This window comes from Thiohalobacter sp., from assembly GCF_027000115.1.
Lineage (GTDB): Bacteria > Pseudomonadota > Gammaproteobacteria > Thiohalobacterales > Thiohalobacteraceae > JALTON01.
In genome coordinates this window covers 1-16,415 of the sequence record NZ_JALTON010000021.1, presented here as the reverse complement: position 1 = coordinate 16,415, position 16,415 = coordinate 1, and the positions used below count along the sequence as shown (strand labels likewise).

Annotated in this window: 10 protein-coding genes; 4 read left to right on the top strand and 6 right to left on the bottom strand. The window is 69.2% G+C overall.

The features are described from left to right. Positions 1–10 precede the first annotated feature (10 nt). Positions 11–1,834, bottom strand: coding sequence for an AMP-dependent synthetase/ligase (locus MVF76_RS03165; protein WP_297527339.1), 1,824 nt, complete (start codon positions 1,832–1,834; stop codon positions 11–13). Between the two features lie 106 nt (positions 1,835–1,940). Here MVF76_RS03165 and thiS point away from each other — a divergent pair, with 106 nt between their 5' ends. Further along, the gene (gene thiS / locus MVF76_RS03160; RefSeq protein ID WP_297527338.1) at positions 1,941–2,141 is read left to right on the top strand and encodes a sulfur carrier protein ThiS; all 201 of its coding nucleotides are present in this window, start codon (positions 1,941–1,943) and stop codon (positions 2,139–2,141) included. A 40-nt stretch (positions 2,142–2,181) separates the two neighbouring features. Further along, positions 2,182–2,982: a thiazole synthase gene (locus MVF76_RS03155; protein WP_297527372.1), complete on the top strand. Its 801-nt coding sequence runs from the start codon at positions 2,182–2,184 to the stop codon at positions 2,980–2,982. Between the two features lie 563 nt (positions 2,983–3,545). Here MVF76_RS03155 and MVF76_RS03150 read toward each other — a convergent pair. The 3 genes from MVF76_RS03150 to MVF76_RS03140 form a co-directional block, all read right to left on the bottom strand. Then, positions 3,546–4,853: a mechanosensitive ion channel family protein gene (locus MVF76_RS03150; RefSeq protein ID WP_297527337.1), complete on the bottom strand. Its 1,308-nt coding sequence runs from the start codon at positions 4,851–4,853 to the stop codon at positions 3,546–3,548. Between the two features lie 117 nt (positions 4,854–4,970). Continuing rightward, positions 4,971–8,678 carry a translocation/assembly module TamB domain-containing protein gene (locus MVF76_RS03145; protein WP_297527336.1) on the bottom strand — a complete coding sequence of 1,236 codons (3,708 nt, stop codon included), beginning with the start codon at positions 8,676–8,678 and terminating at the stop codon, positions 4,971–4,973. Further along, on the bottom strand, positions 8,675–10,426 hold the full coding sequence (locus tag MVF76_RS03140) for an autotransporter assembly complex protein TamA (protein ID WP_297527335.1): 1,752 nt from the start codon (positions 10,424–10,426) through the stop codon (positions 8,675–8,677). The genes MVF76_RS03145 and MVF76_RS03140 overlap by 4 nt, the downstream gene beginning before the upstream one ends. Positions 10,427–10,485: 59 nt before the next feature. On the opposite strand from MVF76_RS03140, the gene trmB reads away from it, so the two are divergent. Further along, positions 10,486–11,205 carry a tRNA (guanosine(46)-N7)-methyltransferase TrmB gene (gene trmB / locus MVF76_RS03135; RefSeq protein ID WP_297527334.1) on the top strand — a complete coding sequence of 240 codons (720 nt, stop codon included), beginning with the start codon at positions 10,486–10,488 and terminating at the stop codon, positions 11,203–11,205. A gap of 36 nt (positions 11,206–11,241) precedes the next feature. On the opposite strand, the gene nhaD is transcribed toward trmB, so the two are convergent. After that, positions 11,242–12,663 (bottom strand): sodium:proton antiporter NhaD, encoded by a 1,422-nt coding sequence (gene nhaD, locus MVF76_RS03130; protein WP_297527333.1) that lies wholly within the window; start codon positions 12,661–12,663, stop codon positions 11,242–11,244. Between the two features lie 318 nt (positions 12,664–12,981). Then, entirely contained in the window at positions 12,982–15,177 is a 2,196-nt protein-coding gene (locus tag MVF76_RS03125; protein WP_297527332.1) for a SulP family inorganic anion transporter, read from the bottom strand. A 311-nt stretch (positions 15,178–15,488) separates the two neighbouring features. Here MVF76_RS03125 and MVF76_RS03120 point away from each other — a divergent pair, with 311 nt between their 5' ends. After that, the gene (locus MVF76_RS03120; RefSeq protein WP_297527331.1) at positions 15,489–16,361 is read left to right on the top strand and encodes a phosphoribulokinase; all 873 of its coding nucleotides are present in this window, start codon (positions 15,489–15,491) and stop codon (positions 16,359–16,361) included. The last annotated feature ends 54 nt before the right edge of the window (positions 16,362–16,415 follow it).

Sequence of the window (16,415 nt, the reverse complement as noted above, 5' to 3'; positions counted from 1 at the left end):
ACACCCGGCGTCAGCCGTACATCCGCTCGATGCGGTCGGCGAAGCGCTCGATGACCTTCGCCCGCTTGACCTTGAGGGTGGGGGTGAGCAGGTCGTCGTCCATGGTCCAGGGCTCCAGGCTGAGCGATACGCGCCGGATCTTGGCATAGCCCGGGAAGTCGTGCAGGCAGGCGCGGATACGGCGGATCACCGTCTGCTTGACCCGGTCGTTCTCGAGACTGGCGGGGTCCATGGGGTCGACGCCCGCCTCCCTGGCGAGGCCGAACCAGTGCTCCGGATCCAGTACCACCAGCGCCGCCAGGCAGGGCCTGCCCTCGCCGACGACCAGCACCTGCGAGAACAGGCTGTCGAGCAGAATGGCCGATTCCATGTCCCCCGGCGGCACCTTCTCGCCGTTGGACAGTACCAGGATGTCCTTGATGCGGCCGGTGATATAGATGTGGCCGCGCTCGATGCGGGCCTGGTCGCCCGTGTGCAGCCAGCCCTCGGCGTCGATCACCTGCCGGGTGGCGGCATGGTTGTTCCAGTAGCCGAGCATGACGCCGGGACCGCGCGCCAGCAGCTCGTCCTGCTCGCCGATGCGCACCTCGGTGCCGCGCAGCGGCACGCCGACGCTGGCGGGGTCGTTGTCCTCGAAGGTGTTGACCGAAATCACCGGACTGGCCTCGGTCAGGCCATAACCCTGCAGCAGCGGCACGCCCAGACCGATGAAGGTGCGCGCGACCGGGAAGGGGATGGCGGCGCCGCCGCTGACCGCGGCCCGCAGCCGGCCGCCCAGTGCCTGCACCACCCGCCTCGCGACCAGTCGCTCCAGCAGCGGCCACAACAGCAGCTTCGGTCGCCAGCCGGCGCGGCCCTGGCTGCGCTCGAAACGGTGCCAGCCCACGTTGACCGTGGCCCGGAACAGGGCCTGCTTCAGTCGCGACTGGCCGGCGAGCTGGTCATGGATGCGCAGATAGACCCGCTCGAAGATACGCGGCACGGCGATGAGCGCAGTGGGACGGACGCTGCGCAGGTCCTCGGGCAGGTGGTTCACCGACCGGGCGTAGGCCACCGAGGCGCCTGCCATCATGGGCAGATAGTAGCCGCCGGTACGCTCCAGCGTGTGCGACAGCGGCAGGAAGGACAGGAACAGGTCCTGCTGGTAGACATCGATCATGGTCAGCGCGGCATGCGCCACCGAGAGCATGTTGTGATGGCTGAGCATCACGCCCTTGGGCCGGCCGGTGGTACCGGAGGTATAGACGATGGAGGCCAGCCCCTTCGGATCTCCCGGCCGCGGTGCGGTGTGCCCGCCCCGCGCGGGCAGCCAGTCGGCCAGCGCCCGCACCCGCTCGCTGGCCCCGGGGACCTCGCCTTCCACCAGCACCACGCGTTGCAGCCCCTCGACCTGCTCGATGGCCTCGTCAAGGCGCCGCCAGTGGCTGATGGACTGCACCACCAGCAGCCGGGTGTCGGAATCCTTCAGAATGTAGGCTGCGTTGTCGGGCCGGTCGTCCAGATACAGTGGCACGACGACCAGCCCCAGGCTCATCGCGGCCTGGTCGAACATCACCCACTCGGGCGAGTTGCGCAGCAGCACCGCGACCCGGTCACCCGGCCTCAGGCCCTCGGCCGCCAGCGCATCGCGCCAGCGCGCCACTTCGGTTTCCATGTCGCGCCAGCTCAGCGTGCACCAGCCCTGCCCGCAGTCGTGGCGGTGATACGCGGGCGCGTCGGGCGAACGGCGCACGCGCTCGCGAAACAGGCCGTCGAGGGTGCCGGCCACCTCCACCGGAATCACATCCTCGCTGAGGCCAGCCGGATCGAAGTCGGGAAATGCGGCTTGTTTCATGGGGTTTCCGGCGCTTTCGGGGTCCGGCATTGTGTCCATGGCGGACGCGGCGGATCAAGTTTGGTGTAGAATCCCGGCTTTCCCGACGATTCACCGAGACCCCCTGATGGAAATCCTGCTCAACGGCGAGCCGCGCGAGATCGACGACACCACCACCGCGCAGCAGCTCATCGAGCAACTGGGGCTGGCGGAGCGACGTCTGGCGGTGGAAGTCAACCGAGAGATTCTCCCCCGCAGCCGTTTCGCCGAACACCGCTTCCAGCCGGGCGACCGGGTCGAGATCGTCCAGGCCATCGGCGGCGGCTGAGTCGCCCAGCACCGGAGCCCGAGCAACCATGTCCAGCGTGATGAGTACCGACACCCCCGCCCACGACGATCCGCTGATGATCGGCGGCACCGCCTACCGCTCGCGGCTGCTGGTGGGCACCGGCAAGTACAAGGATCTGGAAGAAACCCGCCATGCGGTCGAGGCCAGCGGCGCGGAGATCATCACCGTCGCCATCCGCCGCACCAACATCGGCCAGGATCCGAACGAGCCCAGCCTGCTGGACGTGCTGCCGCCGGACCGCTACACCTATCTGCCCAACACCGCCGGCTGCTACAGCGCCGAGGATGCCATCCGCACCTGCCGGCTGGCCCGGGAGCTGCTCGACGGCCACGACCTGGTGAAACTGGAAGTGCTCGGCGACGAGAAGACCCTGTTTCCCGACGTCATCCAGACCCTGGAGGCCGCCGAGGTGCTGATCCGCGACGGCTTCAGGGTCATGGTCTACACCAACGACGACCCCATCCTCGCGAAACGCTTCGAGGACATGGGCTGCGTCGCCGTGATGCCGCTGGCGGCACCCATCGGCTCCGGGCTCGGCATCCGCAATCCCTACAATATCCTCACCATTGTCGAAAATGCCTCGGTGCCGATCCTGGTCGACGCCGGTGTGGGCACCGCCTCCGACGCCGCCATCGCCATGGAACTCGGCTGCGACGGCGTGCTCATGAACACCGCCATTGCCGGTGCGCAGGACCCGGTGCTGATGGCCTCGGCCATGAAGAAGGCCATCGAGGCCGGCCGCGAGGCCTTCCGCGCCGGCCGCATTCCGCGCAAGCGCTTTGCCAGCGCCTCCTCGCCGCTGGACGGAATGTTTCTTTGAGTAAGGCGTGGAGTGTGGCCCGGGCGAAGCGTCCAGCAACCCGGGAAACGGCACGGCCTCGCAGGCAAGAGCGCCACGGACGACACGGAAGGCACGGACTGAATCAAATGCCGGGGTGGCTCGTGACCAGAGCAGGACACCCGAAGGGGGCAGTAGCGGCGCCGCCTTTCGTTTTGTTACCTTCCCCGGCCGCGCAAAGAAAAGTCACCCCGGTAGGATGGGCAAAGCGAAGCGTGCCCATCAGAACCCCGCAACAGCGCCACGGACGACACGGAAGGCACGGACTGAATCAAATGCCGGGGTGGCTCGTGACCAGACCAGGACACCCGAAGGGGGCAGTAGCGGCGCTGCCTTTCGTTTGGTTACCCTTCCCCGGCCGCGCAAAGAAAAGTCACCCCGGTAGGATGGGCAAAGCGAAGCGTGCCCATCAGAACCCCGCAACAGCGCCACGGACGACACGGATGGACGCCCCCCGCATCCATCACTTTGACGGCTCTCGTGGATTCCGCGGCAACCGCCCGCCCCCTCCCGAGTCCGGTGCCGGATACGCCCAATGAGGTCGTTCAGTCGCCGAGCGACTGGACGCTGACCGCCCCCTTCACATGCAGGTCGCGCTGCGGGAAGGGAATGGTGATACCGGCCTCCCGGAAGCCGTGCCAGATGCCCAGGTTCACATCCGATCGCACATTGCTGATGCCATTCGACGGATCGTTGATCCAGACCCGCAGCTCCAGCGCGATACCGTTGTCGCCGAACGCCATCAGCCGCGCGACCGGCGGCGGGTCCTTGAGCACGCGCGGCGTGTTGCGCGCGGCCTCGATCATGATTGCCATCGCCCGCTCCGGATCGTCGCCATAGCTGATCTGCACCGGGATCTTGAGGCGCACGTTGCGATCCGAGTAGCTCCAGTTGATCACCTCCGAGGTGACCAGGTTCTCGTTGGGTATGAGGGTTTCCACGCCATCGCGGTCCTTGACCACGATGTAGCGCGCGCGCAGCTCCTGTACCCAGCCGAACTTGTTGCCGATGCTGACCACGTCACCCGGCCGGATGGAGCGGTCGAAGATGAGGATGAAGCCGCTGATGAAGTTGCTGGCGATCCGCTGCAGGCCAAAGCCGAGACCGACACCCAGCGCACCGCCGAACACGGTGAGCGCAGTCAGGTCGATGCCGACCGCGTCCAGTGCCAGCAGGAAGGCCAGGGTCAGCAGCATCACTTTGCTGATCTTGGACAGCCCGACGCGCATGGCCGGGCTGAGATAGCTCGACCGTGCCATGCGCCGCTCGATGGCGCCGGACAACCAGAAGGCGGCTACCCAGAGCACGCCGATCAGGGTCACCAGCTTCAGCGCCGCCAGCAGGGAGATGCGGGTCTTGCCCAGCTCGAAGGCCACGCCATCGAGTGCCTCCATCACCGGGTCGAGCCAGCCGAGCAGATGCAGGGCCACCAGCACCCAGATGCTGGTGGCGATCAGGTTCTCCCAGGCCTTCACCGCGGGCCCCGGAGTGAAGCCCTTGCGCAGCGCATAGACCAGGGTGCGGATGGCGGCCAGCGACACCAGCAGCGGCACGGCAATGTCCAGGAGCTGGGCCGGCAGTTCCAGGCGCTTGAGCACAGCGCGCCCCACGAACACACCGAGCAGCATGGACAGTGGAAACAGGATGCGCCGCCCCGCCTTCAGCGACAGCTCGCGCAGCCGGTGATGCTCGGCCGCCGCCTCGCCGCCCCGCCGCAGCTGGACACCCAGGGTGCGGTTGACCAGCCAGGCACCGCCGGCGGCGAGCAGCAGCACGCCCATCTGCCACCAGGTGTCGGCCTGGCGCAGGGCCGCCAGCCAGACTTCCAGCGTGGGCATCAGTTCCTCGAACATGCAGGCAGCTTCCTCGGTGTCCTGGCCCGCGAGTCAGGGCAGACCGCGATCGAAGGTACACCAGTTCCGGCGCCGACCCCAGCCCGCAGGGACGCCGCCATCCCGCCGGGGTCACATTCAGCGCTCGATGTGCCACAGCAGATCGGCCCCGGTGGCCGTCCCGGCCTCGGTCTGCAGGGTGAGGCGGCGGCTCAGGGTATAGCGCAGGCGGAAACGGCTGACCGCCTCGAACAGCCCGACGCTGTAGCTGATGTAGAGTTTCGGCGACAGGTACTTGCCGATGACCACGGCGGCATCGGCCGCGCCGTTGCCGCCGGTGACACTGAGCTCGTCCAGGCCAATGGTGCCGGCGATACGCTCGGCGATCAGGTTGCCGCCCTTCAGTCCCAGCGAGGCGGCGGCCTGCGCCAGCAGCTCGCCCTCGGAGGCCGAGGCGCCGGACAGCGGCCGGCCCACCAGCAGGTAGGACAGGGCATCGGCCTGGGCCATGGGCGGGCTGGAAAAGAGCGCCATCTCCGGCGCCTGCAGGGTGCCGCTGACCTGCACACCCGCGGTCACATCGCCCGTCTTGCGGGTGGCGCGCACGTCCAGTGCCGGGTTGTCGATGGGGCCGCCGGCATAGAGCAGCCGCCCGCTCTCGATCCTGAGATCCTGCCCGTAGGCCGTATAGGTGCCGTCGTGGATTTCGAGCTGGCCGCGGGCGCGGGTCGCCCGCCGCGGCTCGTCGCAGACGTCGAGCGTGCCGTCGATGCGCGCCTTGAGGCCGAAGCCGTCGAAGCGGACGTCCTTGCCCAGCACCAGCCGCACCTGGCTGTAGACGCGCCAGCGCGGTTCGGCATCGCCTTCGATATCGAGGCGCACCAGGTCGCGGGTGGGGGCCACTGCCCCCTCGTAGTCCTGCGGCGTCAGCCTCGCCTCCGGCACGGTGACGGTACCGCCAAGGCGCAGCTCGCGCCCCCGGATATCCAGGCGCAGGTCGGGCGTGACGCGGGCGCTGGCCTCGCTGTTGTCCATCGCGAGGAAGTTTTCGCCACCGAGGCGCAATGTGCCAGCCCAGACCCCGCTACCGGCCGCCGCCGGCGCCAGCCGTCCGTTCACATCGAGCCGGCCACCCCCGGAATGCAGGCTGCCCGCCAGCCGGTAGCCGCCCCGCGCATCGCCCTCCAGCCGCAGACCGACATCGGCGAGGCGGATGCCCAGCGGCACCACCCGTGCGTTGCCCTCGCTGAGCGCGAGCCGTCCCTGCAGCCGCGGCGACGCCAGGGTGCCTGCGATGCGCAGGCGGCCCTGGACCCGGCCGCGCGGCTCGCTCAGGGCGGGCACGAAGGCCGCGAGGAAGTCCAGCCGGGCCAGCGACAGAGCGGCGTCGCCGTCCAGCCGCCAGGCCGCCCCCTGGCGGCGGGCATCGACCCGGGCCGCGAGCCGGTCGGCGCCGCCGAGTCTCAGGCGGGCCTCGGCGCGGGCTTCGTCGCCCTGAATCCGGAAATTGCCCGACAACCCTTCGAAGGCCAGCGACTCGCGGGCCCCGGCCTCGCCCCAGTGCAGCACACCCGGCGGCGCCTGCAGCGAGACCTCGGCCTCCAGCGTGGCCGCACCCCAGGCCAACCGGCCGTCAGCAGACAGGCTGCCTTCCAGATCGACCCCCGGCTGCAACCAGGGCGCAAGCCCGGCCAGCGGCCAGTCGGACAGCCGGAAGCCGGTGCTGCCGCTGCCCTGCGCCAGGTCGGCCGCGAGCGGCGCCAGGCACAGACGCGCCGGGTCCTGCCGCCAGCAGGCCGCATCCAGGCGCAATCGCGCCGGCGACCAGGCCAGCGCAACCGGCGCCTCCAGCACCCATTCGCCCGCCTCCGGCAGACGCGCGTCGAGCTGCGCCAGTCGCCCCGTCCAGCCACCCTGCTGCCAGCCGCCGCTGGCCGCGAGCAGCAGCCGGTGGCTCGACCCCTCGGCCTGCAGGCGGGCCTGGTGGGCAGCCCTGGTGCCCTCGAGATCCAGCCGGGCCGTGTCGAGGTGGCGGCCGCCGATCTGCAGCCGCTGCAGATCGAAGCGCCCGGCTACCGGTCCATCCGGGCGCCCGGGGCTGGCCTCGAAACGACCCGAGAGGGTGCCGACGCGCACGCCGGCCCCGGCCAGCGCCTCGCCCTGCAGCTCGCCGGCAAGCTGTATCCGCGACCCGCTGCCGGTGACCCGGCCCTGGCCCTCCAGCCGCCCCGACCAGCCGGGCGCCAGTGCGGAAAGATCCCGCGCCGCCAGTTGCCAACGCAGGTTCGCCTGGCGGCCCAGGCGGCCATCGACGCGCAGCCGGTTGTCGCCTGCGGCGAGTTCCAGGCCCTCGGCGCGGGGCACGCCCGCGAGCCGGCTCAGTCGCCCCTTGCCGGACAGTGCCTGCCCGCGCAGTTCGCCGGTGAGCGTCTCCAGCGCCAGCACCTCGCCCTCGGCCGTGAGCAAAAGCCGCGCGCGCCCGGACAGCCGGCCCGGCCAGTCCGGCCACTGCCGCCCCGGGTCCAGATCCTGCCAGGCCAGCGCGGCCTCGCCGACGCGTCCCTCCGCGAAGGCCAGATGCCCCTCGCCGCTGATGCGACCGCCGAGGGTGTCGATCGCCAGCCGACTCAGCGCGAGCCTCGACTCGCCGCCCGTTCCGGCCAGCCGCCAGCGGCCCTCCGGGACCGCCGTGCCGGCCAGCGTGAAACCACCCTCGAACCGATAGTCCCGAACGTTGCCGGCGACCCGCAGCCGTCCCTCGGGGCTGCGCAGGCGCGCCTCGCCCGGCGGCCAGGCCAGCGCCGTCCAGCCGAGATCGGCGACGAAGCCACCGTCCGGCCGCAGGTACCCATCAAGCGAGAGCCGGGCCTCGCCCTGCGCCAGCCGGGCGGGGCGCAACGCCCAGGCGCCATTGGCCTCGCGGATCGCGTCGATCCCGACCGTCACCGGCCCGCCCGCGGCCAGGGGGCCGCTCGCGGGGACCAGTCGCCCGCCCAGCCGCAGGGCGTCGGAGGTACCCTCAAGGCGCAGCGCTGCGGCCAGACGATCGGGCGGCAGGCCGTCGCCGAAGGCCGACAGCGGCGTCTCCGCCAGCTCCAGGGCCAGGTCGAATCGCGGGGCCGCGAGCGGTTGCTCGATGGTGCCGCCGAGTCGCACCTTGGCCGGCGCTGACAGGGTCGACTCGACCGCCAGCGCGCTGCGGTCACCCTTCAGCCGCGCCGCCAGCGCCCAGTCGCGTTCGCCGACCCGCGCGGCCAGGTCTGCGGCGAGATCGGTCGCGGCCTGCGCCGACAGGCCCAGCCGGCCGCGCAGCGACAGCCGCCCGGCATCGCTGGCCAGCGTCAGCCCGCGGATGCGCAGCGCGTCCGCCACCAGCCTGGCGGCCAGGGTGAAGCGATCGATGCGCAACGGCGGCTCGCCACCCCGGCGAACCTCGGCCCGTTCGATCTCGAGCGCCTCGATATCGACCGGCAGTGGCGAGCGGAACTCGGGCACCCCGGTCGGACCGGCGGCCTCGGCCGGTGCCGGCAGTTCGACCCGGGGGGCCTGAAGCCGCAGCCGTTCGATGCGCACCCGCCCCCGCAGCAGCGCCGAGGGTGACCAGTCCAGCTCGACGGCCTCGACCCGGACGCGGCTGTCGCCGTCCTCCCAGACGAGCCGATCCAGCCGCAAGGGCCCCAGCAGGCGCCCCTCGAAGCCATCCGCGACCAGCCGCCCGGGGCTCCAGGCGTCCGCCAGCCGCAGCACAGCACCGAGGCCGGAGGACGTGGCCAGCAGCCAGACCAGCGCGGCCAGCAGCAGCGCGACGGTGCCCAGCGGCAGCAGCCAGGCGAAGCGCTGCCTCACAGGTCGGGCCCCAGGGTGATGTGCAGCCGCAGCGGCCGCTCGGGCTCGGAGACGGCCACGGCCAGGTCCACCCGCAGCGGACCCACCGGCGAGACCCAGCGCAGACCGACGCCGGCGCCGAGGGCAAGGTCGTCCCGCAGGCCGTCGAAGGCGTTGCCGCCATCGACGAACAACGCGGCCCGCCAGGGTCCCCGCACCTGCCGTTCCAGCTCCAGACTGCCGACCAGCAGGTGGCGGCCACCCACCACCTGGCCGTCGCTGTCGGTCGGACCCAGGGTGCTCAGGCCGAAGCCGCGCACGCTCTGGTCGCCTCCGGCGAAGAACCGCAGCGAGGCGGGCAGGGCCGCGAAGTCATTGGCCCAGGTGGTGCCGGCATCGAGGCGGGTCAGCAGGCGCGTGCGTTCGCCGAGACTGCGCACCCACTTGCCGCTGGCGCGCAACTGCAGGAAGCTCACGTCGGACAGCAGGCTGGCCCAACTGCCGCGAACGGACAGGTCGACGCGCTCACCCCGCCTCGGGTCGATGCGTTTGGCGGCGCGCACCCGCGACCAGCCGGCCTGCGGCAGCAACAGCCGGCTGCTGTCGGCCTCGCCGCCGACCTCGAAGTCCTCGTCGTGGTACTCAACGGCCAGGGTCTGCAACCAGTCACCGAGCACGCGGGTTCGGTTGAGGCCCAGGCGGCGAATGCGGCTGGTGCTGGTGTCCGTCTCCTTGCGCCGGGTGGCGGCGTCGATCACCGCCCGGTCGGTGCGCGGGTTCTTGAGCGGAATGCTGTAGGCCAGGCTGGCCTCGTGGCCGATCTGCGACAGGCGCAGCCCCGCCTCCATGCGATGGCCGGCGCGATTGATGCGGCGATGCGCCCAGCCCAGCCGCAGACGCGCGCCGGTGTCGGTGCCGAAGCCGATGCCGGCGGTGTACTTGTGGCGCTTGCGCGGCACCAGCTCGACCCGCACCGGCACCGCCCGGTTGATCGCCCGTTCGGGCTCGGCATGCACCTCGACCGAGGCAAAGTAGTCGCTGTCCTCGAGGGCACGGGTCAGGGCCAGCAGGCCGCGGTTGGAGAAGGGCTCGCCGGCGCGGAAGGGCACATAGCGCTGCAGCATGGCGCGGTCCAGCGGCACGTCGTCGGGAAAGCGCACCGGACCGAACAGGAAGCGCGGCCCCGTCTCGAGCACCAGCACCACCTCGGCACGGCCGGCGGCGGCGTCCACCCGCAGCTCGCTGGTCTGCCAGCGCGCCTCCAGGTAGCCGAGGTCCAGCGCGCGGTTCATCAGCCGGCGCTTCAGCGCCTCGTAGCGGCGGTGGTCGGCAACGTCGCCTTCCGCCAGCCCGGGCTTGTCGACCGGCGCCCCGAGCTTCGGGTCCTCTGCGCCTTCGCCGAGAATCTGAATCCGCAGTCGTTCGATTCGCACCGGCTCACCGGGATCGACACGGTAGCGGATGCGCCAGTCGTTGCCGTCACGCGCCATGTCGGCATCGATCACCGGCCGATAGTAGCCGAAGGGTTCCAGCGCGCGGGCGATCTCGCGCCGCCCGCGCACGAACAGCTGGCGCAGCCGCACCTCCGACAGCCCGGGGTCGAGATCCGGCGCCTTGAGGCTCAGCAGGGCCTCCACATTGGCGAGCAGCTCGCCATCGAGCCCCTCGACACTGACCCGGATCGCCGCCTGCAACGGCGCCGCAAGGAACAGGAGGCCCAGCAGCGACACGCCGGCCAGCCCGCGCATCCGCCGGATGCTGTTCGCCACTCCCCGCATGGAATCCCTTTTGTCCTATACTCCGCGTTCGCCCAGGCGACGAACACCCGATGAATCCGACCCGTGACAGTCTACCTGCCCGCGCCCGTCGCGTACGCTCCTTCGTGCGCCGCGAGGGGCGACTGACCCGCTCGCAGGCGCGTGCGCTCGAAACCCTGTTGCCGCGCTGGGGCCTGGCCGACGGTGATGCACCGCTGGATCTCGATGCCCTGTTCGGCCGCAGCGCGCCCCGTACCCTCGAAATCGGATTCGGCAACGGCGAGTCACTGGCACGGATGGCGGCGGCGTCACCCGATCAGGACTTCCTCGGCATCGAGGTGCATCGCCCCGGCGTCGGCCACCTGTTGCTGGAAATCGAGCGGCTGGGGCTGGGCAACGTGCGGGTACTGTGCGCCGATGCCGTCGAGGTGCTGGAAAAACGGATACAGGACGAGACGCTGGACTGGGTGCTGCTGTTCTTTCCCGATCCCTGGCCCAAGAAGCGCCATCACAAGCGGCGCATCCTGCAGCCGGCCTTCATCGACCTGGTCGGTCGCAAGCTCCGCCCCGGCGGGCGCTTCCACATGGCCACCGACTGGGAGGACTATGCCCGGCAGATGCTGGAAACCATGGACGCGGCACCCGGCTTCCGCAACACCGCCGGCCGCGGCCGCTTCGCGCCCGGCCCGGGCGACCGGCCGGAAACGAAATTCGAGCGTCGCGGCCGCCGGCTGGGGCACGGCGTGTGGGACCTGGTGTACGAAAAGGCGCCGGGTGCCGGCAGCGGATAAGCCGCTGCCCCCTCCTCACGCCTCACACCTCACTCCTCACCCAAACAACCGCGCATTCATCCACAGGTGCACCCAGATACTGGCGGCATAGCCAAGGGCGATGGCCGGCGTCCACTTCAAGTGGGAAAAGAAGGTATAGACGCCTCGCGCCTGACCCATGAGCGCCACCCCCGCCGCGGAACCGATCGACAGCAGACTGCCGCCGACGCCCGCGGTGAGGGTGACCAGCAGCCACTGTCCCTGGGACATGTCCGGGTTCATGGTCAGCACGGCGAACATGACGGGAATGTTGTCGACAATTGCCGAGAGCACGCCCACCGCGACATTGGCCTCGGTCTGCCCCCACTGGTGATACATGACATCGGACGCCAGGGACAGATAACCAAGAAAACCCAGCCCCCCGACACAGAGCACGACGCCATAGAAGAACAGCAGGGTGTCCCATTCCGCACGAGACACCATGCGGAAGATGTCGAAGGCCACCGGCGAACCGATCTCCTCGCCGGCCTCGACGGTACAGGAGACCCCCTCCCTGCGGCAGGTCTTCTTGAGGTAGTAGGCGAAGAACTGCAGATAGGCCAGTCCGGTCATCATGCCGGCAACCGGCGGCAGATAGAGGAAATTGTGGAACAGCACCGCGGTAGCGATAGTGGCAAGGAACAGCAGCATGATGCGACGCGCACCCCGCTTCATGATCACCCGTTCCCCGCCGGCCCGGGGCCGCTCGCGGGGGATGGCCAGGTACATCAGGAAGGCGGGCACCAGAAAATTCACCGCCGACGGCACGAACAGGGCGAAGAAGTCCCAGAACGCCACTACCCCCTTCTGCCAGACCATCAGGGTGGTGATGTCGCCGAAGGGACTGAAGGCGCCACCGGCATTGGCCGCGACCACGATGTTGATGCAAGCCAGGGCCACGAACCGCGGATTGCCCGCCCCGACCGCCATGACCACGGCACACATCAGCAGCGCCGTGGTCAGGTTGTCGGCCACCGGGGAGATGAAAAAGGCCAGTACGCCGGTAATCCAGAACAGGGAACCGAAGCCGAAGCCCTTGCGCACCAGCCAGGAACGCAAGGTCTCGAACACCAGCCGCTCGTCCATGGCGTTGATGTAGGTCATCGCCACCAGCAGGAACAGGAACAGCTCGGCATATTCGAGGATGTTGTGGCGCATGGCCGCCTCGACCGCCTCGGGCGCGCCGTGCTGCCCGTAATACCAGGCGATCAGGGCCCAGATGATGCCGGCGGCCAGCAACACCGGCTTGGACTTGCGCAGGTGCGTGAACTCCTCGGCCATCACCAGCAGATAGGCCAGGCCGAACAGGGTCAGCGCGGCGTAACCAAGCGGATGTGCAGTCAGGTCGATCGTGCCGGCGGCGGATTCGGAGGCCAGCCCGAAACCGGGCCAGAGCAGCAGCGGAAGCAGCCACAGGCTGCGCAACGGAAAGGACGGCATGGGCGTTGGACTCGCGGCAAAAAACCAGCCCGCATAGTGCACCAGGAGCTGCGGATGATGGCGGATTTGCAGCCGGGCTCGGGAAGCGCTGGTGCTCAAACCGTAGCCGTCGCTACGGCTTGCGTGAAGCGCCCCCGAGGCCGAGCGAAAATCCGCCAGGGCCGCAGCAGGATGCGGGCGGGCACACATTGTACTCCGGGCCACGGGCAAAATCCCGGTTCATTGCCCACCAGGACAACAAGTTGCCTGCCGCCCGCTGCCGGCCTGGTGCACTATGCGGGCTGGCGCGCACGGGTGCCGGGCGCGGCCTGACGGTGGCTATTGTTCTCCGCCGCCGGTGTTTTCTACAGCCTCGCCCTTGACGATGCGTGCCCGCTCCGACCAGCGGCGCAGCGGCGAATCATCGGCCAGCGCCACACCGAGGTGCTGTTCGATGTATTCCAGGGCCTCGTACCAGGTGCGACAGAAACGGTCCCTGCCGAGCAATTCGACGAAGCCGCTGTGTTCGAGGGCATACATGAGTTGATGCTTGGCGGCCATGACCATCAACGCCACCCCGGCCGTCCCGAGTCGCGCCACCAGCTCCCGCAACATCTGCTCGCCGGTGGCATCGATCTGGTTGATGCCCTCGGCGTCGAGCACGATGACCTGCAGCTCAGGATGGTCGGCCAGCACCTCCAGCACCCGGGTTTCGAAATAGCCGGAGTTGGCGAAGTACAGTGAACCGTCGAAACGCAGGAATGCGACATGCGGATCGCGCGCGAGGCCATGCAGATCGGCATCGCGCAGCGTGCCGTCGGGGTGCAGGGCAAGCTCCACGAAGCGGGGGTGCATGGTACGGTTGAGATACAGGCCCAGCGACAGCACCACGCCGGCGATGATGGCCATTTCCAGGTGCGGGGCCAGCACCAGCACCAGCAGGAAGGTCACGATGGCCGCGATACCGTCGTGTTTCTGCACATGCAGGGCATGGCGGATGGGCTCGATCTTCACCAGATTGACGACCGCCACGATGATCACTGCCGCCAGCACTGCCTGCGGCAGATGGTAAAGCAGCGGCGTCAGGAACAGCAGGGTGAGTGCAACCATGCTCCCGGTCACCACACTGGACAGGGCAGTGCGGGCGCCGGCCGAGAAGTTCACCGCGGAACGCGAGAAGGAACCGGAAACGGCGTAGCCCTGGAACAGGCCGGAGGCGACATTGGCCAGACCCTGCCCGATCAGCTCCTGGTTGGTATCCAGCCGCTGGCGGGTCTCGGCGGCCATGGCACGGGCGACCGCGATGGCCTCCATGAACCCGATCAGGGCGATGGTGATGGCGGCCGCCAGCAGTTCGAGCATGATGCCGGGATCGAGCGCCGGCATGCGCAAGGCGGGCAAGCCCGTGGGAATGCTGCCGACGACCCGGCCACCGCTGTGCAGGGCGACGATTCCCTCGTCACCGAGGCCGACGATGCGCCACTCGCGCTCGTCCAGCCTGGCGGTACCCGGCGGGAGATCGTCCGCCAGCCAGGCGCGCGGTGGTGTCTCGTCGCTGAGCACCAGGGTCACCGAGCGCAGCTCTGCAAATCCCGTGTTCAGCCTTCGCTCCAGCCCTGCAATGTCGTCGGCAAGGCTGTTCCGGGCATGCAGCGCTGCCAGGGTACGATCGTCATCCGCGCCGTGAAGCGCTTGCAGGGTCTCCCATTCGCCTTCCAGGCGCCCCAGCTCTGCACGCAGGGTATCCAGGGTCGAGCGCAAACCCAGTTCGTCACGCAACAGGCCGGCCACCACGGGGTCGGCCACCTGCTCCACGCGGATCTGCCGTTCCTGGGAAAATCCGATGGACCAGGAAATCACAGTGGAAAGAACGACCGCCACCAGCACATAGGGCCACTGCGGCCGCCAGCGTCGCAACAGCAGCATCAGCAGCAGTGCGCCCAGGCCCATCATCATGGTGGGCAGATGGGTGCCCTGCACCGCAGCCACCAGCACCCGCCATACCGTCTCGTAATGCCGGTCCGCCTTCTCCACCGTGACGCCAAAAAGCCTGGAAAGCTGGGAAGTGGCGATGATGATGGCGGCACCATTGGTAAAGCCGACCACCACGGGATGGGAAAGAAAGTCCACCAGGATGCCGAGCCGGAAGGCGCCGAGCAGGATCTGGAAGCCACCCACCATCAGCGCCAGCATGGCGGCATAGGCCAGGTAGCCCTCGCTGCCGCTGGCAGCGAGGGGCCCCAGCGCGGCGGCGGTGAGCAGCGAGACCACGGCCACGGGTCCGGTGGCGAGCTGGCGCGAGGAACCGAACAGGGCAGCAACGATGACCGGCAGGAAGGAGGCGTAGAGGCCGATGTGCGGCGGCAGGCCGGCGAGCTGGGCATAGGCCATGGACTGCGGCACCAGCACCAGCGCCACCGTGATGCCGGCCGGCAGGTCGGCCTTCCAGGTCGAAGGATCACGCAGCTCGCCAAGCCATGCGCGAAAGGGCGTCAGCCGCTCCAGTGCGGCTCGTGCCGGGGATGGCCTCTGCATCGATGTTCCCCCGAACCGGGACCGGCCGCCTAGGCAGGAACGCGGCCCATGCGCCCGGTGCATTCTTGTTCGCGCCCGTCACCGCCGCGCCGGGGGCGGGCTCGTGTCTCCATCCTACGCCCGACGGCGCCAAGGGGAAGCCCCGTCGGCTTGTACCGGGTACCGCAAAGGTGGTTCAATACGCGGTTCAACCCGCGGCGCGAACGCGCGCGTAGAAAACAACCTGTTGTTTATAAAATGTTTTTCGCCTGGCGGGCGGTGCCGGCCGGGCCCTCGGATCCCGTTCCAGAGCCTTTTTCGAGGAGAGCTCCATGTCCAAGAAGCACCCGATCGTCGCCGTGACCGGTTCCTCCGGTGCCGGCACCACCACCGTCAAGCGCGCGTTCGAGCACATCTTCCGCCGCGAGGGCATCAACCCGCTGGTCGTCGAGGGCGACAGCTTCCACCGCTACGACCGCGCCGCCATGAAGGAAGCCATGAAGAAGGCCGAGGAAGAGGGCAACACCCACTTCAGCCACTTCGGCCCCGAGGCCAACCTGTTCGAGGAACTGGAGGCCACCTTCAAGGCCTACGGCGAGACCGGTGCCTGCAAGCGCCGCTACTACCTGCACAGCGAGGAAGAGGCCGCACCCTACGGCCAGAAGCCCGGCGAGTTCACGCCGTGGGAAGAGATCCCGCCCGGCACCGACCTGCTGTTCTATGAAGGCCTGCACGGCGGCGTGGTCACAGAGACTGCGAATGTCGCCCAGTACGTCGACCTGCTGATCGGCGTGGTGCCCATCGTCAACCTCGAGTGGATCCAGAAGATCCACCGCGACGCTGCCGAACGCGGCTATTCGGCGGAGGCCATTGTCGACACCATCCTGCGTCGCATGCACGACTACGTGCACTACATCACGCCGCAGTTCTCGCGCACCGACATCAACTTCCAGCGCGTGCCGACGGTCGACACCTCCAACCCCTTCATCGCCCGCGACATCCCCACGCCGGACGAGTCCTTCGTGGTAATCCGTTTCCGCGATCCGAAGAAGTTCGATGTCGACTTCCCCTACCTGCTGAACATGCTGCAGGGCTCTTTCATGTCGCGCCGCAACAGCATCGTGGTGCCGGGCGGCAAGATGGGCTTCGCCATGGAAGTCATCCTCGCCCCCATCATCGAGCAGATGCTCAAGGGTCGCGGCTGATCCGCAGAACCAGCAGGGGGCGGGCGCCCTTGCCCGCCCCCTCACCCCTCACCC

Coding starts and splice junctions, on each gene's coding strand:
- MVF76_RS03165 (WP_297527339.1), bottom strand. CDS start 1,834: ATGAAACAAGCCGCATTTCCCGACTTCGATCCGGCTGGCCTCAGCGAG.
- thiS (WP_297527338.1), top strand. CDS start 1,941: ATGGAAATCCTGCTCAACGGCGAGCCGCGCGAGATCGACGACACCACC.
- MVF76_RS03155 (WP_297527372.1), top strand. CDS start 2,182: ATGAGTACCGACACCCCCGCCCACGACGATCCGCTGATGATCGGCGGC.
- MVF76_RS03150 (WP_297527337.1), bottom strand. CDS start 4,853: ATGTTCGAGGAACTGATGCCCACGCTGGAAGTCTGGCTGGCGGCCCTG.
- trmB (WP_297527334.1), top strand. CDS start 10,486: ATGAATCCGACCCGTGACAGTCTACCTGCCCGCGCCCGTCGCGTACGC.
- nhaD (WP_297527333.1), bottom strand. CDS start 12,663: ATGCCGTCCTTTCCGTTGCGCAGCCTGTGGCTGCTTCCGCTGCTGCTC.
- MVF76_RS03125 (WP_297527332.1), bottom strand. CDS start 15,177: ATGCAGAGGCCATCCCCGGCACGAGCCGCACTGGAGCGGCTGACGCCC.
- MVF76_RS03120 (WP_297527331.1), top strand. CDS start 15,489: ATGTCCAAGAAGCACCCGATCGTCGCCGTGACCGGTTCCTCCGGTGCC.